Annotated in this window: 2 protein-coding genes; both read right to left on the bottom strand. The window is 71.0% G+C overall.

The window, feature by feature from the left end; all coding sequences use genetic code 11:
• Positions 1-159: 159 nt before the first annotated feature.
• Positions 160-1,239: a glutamate ABC transporter substrate-binding protein gene (locus G6027_RS11740; protein ID WP_182637341.1), complete on the bottom strand. Its 1,080-nt coding sequence runs from the start codon at positions 1,237-1,239 to the stop codon at positions 160-162.
• Positions 1,240-1,247: 8 nt separating this feature from the next.
• The coding region (locus tag G6027_RS11735) for a hypothetical protein (protein ID WP_182637339.1) at positions 1,248-2,680 on the bottom strand (1,433 nt) is incomplete at its 5' end.

Below are 2,680 nucleotides of genomic sequence, written 5' to 3'. Positions count from 1 at the left end.
TGGCGGCGACGGCGGACGTGGACTCCGTCGCCCCGGTCACCCCCGCGGCCCCCGTCACCTCGAGTGCGCCGGTGACCGACCCCGGCTCGGGCCGGAACGTGGCCTGTGTCCCGGCGGTCGGCTCGTCGACCGCGGGTGCGTCGTCCCATTTCCGGTACGTCATCGCGGCTCCTCCGGCACGTAGGCCGGCGCGGGCATGCCGGGGCTCGGACCGAGCCCGGAGAGCCACGTGGAGTACATCCGGTTCCACGTGCCGTCGGCCCGGATCCGCTCGAGGGTCGAGTTGACCTGCCGGACCAGTCCGTCCGTGTTGTTGCCGGGGGTCGACTTGGCGATACCCACCCCGTACGGTTCCGCATTGAGCTGCGGTCCGACGATCTCCAGGTACGGGTCCTGGGCGGTGATGCCCACCAGGATGGCGTCGTCGGTGGTGATGGCGTCCACCTGGTTCTGCTGGATGGCCACCAGGCAGTCGGCCCACGTGTTGACCGACAGCACCGTGAGCCGGTCCAGCTCCGCCCACAGTCGCGAGGCCGAGGTGGTGCCGGCCGCCACGCACACCCGCCGGCCCTCGAGGTGCTCGATCTCGGTGATCCCGGAGCCCCGGACGGCCAACACGCGCTGGTAGGCCTGGTAGTACGGCACCGAGAAGGTGATCAGCTCGCGCCGCGCGCACGTGATGGACATCGACCGGATCACCACGTCGACCTGGTTGTTCTCCAACGCCTCGATCCGGTTGACCGAGGTCAGGGAGCGGAACTCGACCTGGCCGGGATCGCCGAAGATGTCCTGGGCGATCTCGCGGGCCAGGTCCACGTCGAAACCGGTGAGCTGCCCGGTGCCCGGGTCACGGAAGGAGAACAGGTTGGAGCCCTGGTCCAGCCCCACGATCAACCGTCCCCGCTCCCTGATGCGGGGGACGCGCTCCTCGGGCGTGGCGTCGTCCGGTCGCAGGCTCGGCAGCGGGTCGCAGGACTCGTCGGCGGTCACCTGGGGGAGTCCGGTCGGGCCCTCGGTGCTGATCACCGCGCCTGCCGGCAGCGGCATCACCGCCGACACCTCCGGGATCCCCACGTGATCCGACTCGGTGGCCTCGGAGATCATCTCCTGGTCCGGCCCGCCGTCGCCGCCGCGCGCCTCGTCGTCGTCGACCCCACACGCGCCGGCGAGCGTCAGGGCGGCGACCAGGACGCCCCCGGTCACCACTCGGGCGGCCCGCCGCCCGGCCCGCCACCTCATCCGCGCGGTCACAGGTACTCCCTGATCCGGGGCGCGATACCCACGATCACGGCGAACGCGGTCAGTGCGGACAACGCGATGATCAGGTCCGGCCCGGTGGCGGAGGTGCGCCGGGCGTTGTCGATGCGAGTGCGCAGCGTGTCGCGGGCCTCCTCGATGGCGTCCTGCATGGACTCGTCGAACTCGTCGAACGCCGCACCGGAATCGCCCTCGTCCTGGCCCGAGGAGATGGTGATGGCGCCCTGGTAGTCCCCCTGCTGGTAGAGCGAATCGGCGCGGTTCTGGGCGGCCATCCAGTCGTCCAGGGCCTCGATCGCGCTGGTGACGGCACCGTCGCCGTCCAGGCTGATGCGGCTACGGGACTGCTCGTCCGGGTCGAGGTAGACGGTCAACGAGTCACGGACGTCGCTGAGGGTGGCGGCCCGCTCGGCCGCCGACCCCTCGGGATCGGTCCGGCGCACCAGGTTGAGCGTCTCCTGCGCGCGCACCTTCTGGGCGTTGATCCGCTGCCGGGTGAGCTCGTTCATCGGCGCCGCACCCTCGGACAGGCCGCGCGCGTTGTTGTTGGCGGCCAGGAACCCGGCGATCATGGTGAGCAGGAAGGTCGCCACCATGAGCAGCGAGGCCAGCGCCAACGCCGGGTTGACCCGCCGACCGGTGATCTTCCACAACCACTGCTGCAACAGCACCAGCACCGCGATCGCCATCCCCAGCAGGATGAAGGAACCCCACGGCGGCGAGGACCACTCGCGGTCGGACTGGCCCACCGAGGAGGACTGGCGGTCGTACAGGTCGGCGGCCGCGGGCAGGATCGTGTCCTGCATGAGCGTCGACGCCGACGCGAGGTACGCCGACCCGACCGGGTTGGCGACCCGGTTGTTGGTCCGCGCCGTCTCCACGAGGCCGGTGTAGGTGGTCAACTGGGCGTTGATGTGCGCCAGCTGGTCGATCGACTCCTCGTCCGAGCGGTCGAGGCCCTGGGAAGCGGCGATGATCGAGGCCGACGAGGTGGCGATGGCCTGCAGATAGCGCTCCCTGAGCTCGGCGGGCTCTATCCCCCCGGTGATGAAGGCGGTGTTGGCCGCCGAGTCGGCGATGGTCAGGGAGCTGTACAGCGTCTGGGAGGCGTTGGCGACGGGTTCGACCTCGGCGAGCAGGGTCTCGTGGTGGCTCTGGCGTTGGGTGATGGTCTGCGATGCCACGGTCCCGCCGAGCAGGACCGTGACGATCGCCAGCAACGCGAACACCGACATCCGCCCCGGTGTGGTGAGGACGTCGTTCCAGAATCGTGCGGCCCGCCGGCGGACCGGGCGGCGGGGGCTCGCGACGATGTCCTCGGAGCCGGAGCCGCCCGACGTACCCGCACGGGAACCGGCACCGGGACCAGAGGGCGACCCGGAGCGCGCACCTCCGCCGGGGCCGGGGCGGGAACCCGGTCCGA

Source organism: Dietzia sp. SLG310A2-38A2 (genome assembly GCF_014145095.1).
Lineage (GTDB): Bacteria > Actinomycetota > Actinomycetes > Mycobacteriales > Mycobacteriaceae > Dietzia.
The sequence above is the reverse complement of the archived record's forward strand: the minus strand, read 5'-3'. Positions and strand labels throughout refer to the sequence as shown.

Bases quoted from the DNA above. Each gene is read 5' to 3' on its own strand.
- G6027_RS11740 (WP_182637341.1), bottom strand. From the start codon at position 1,239: ATGAGGTGGCGGGCCGGGCGGCGGGCCGCCCGAGTGGTGACCGGGGGC.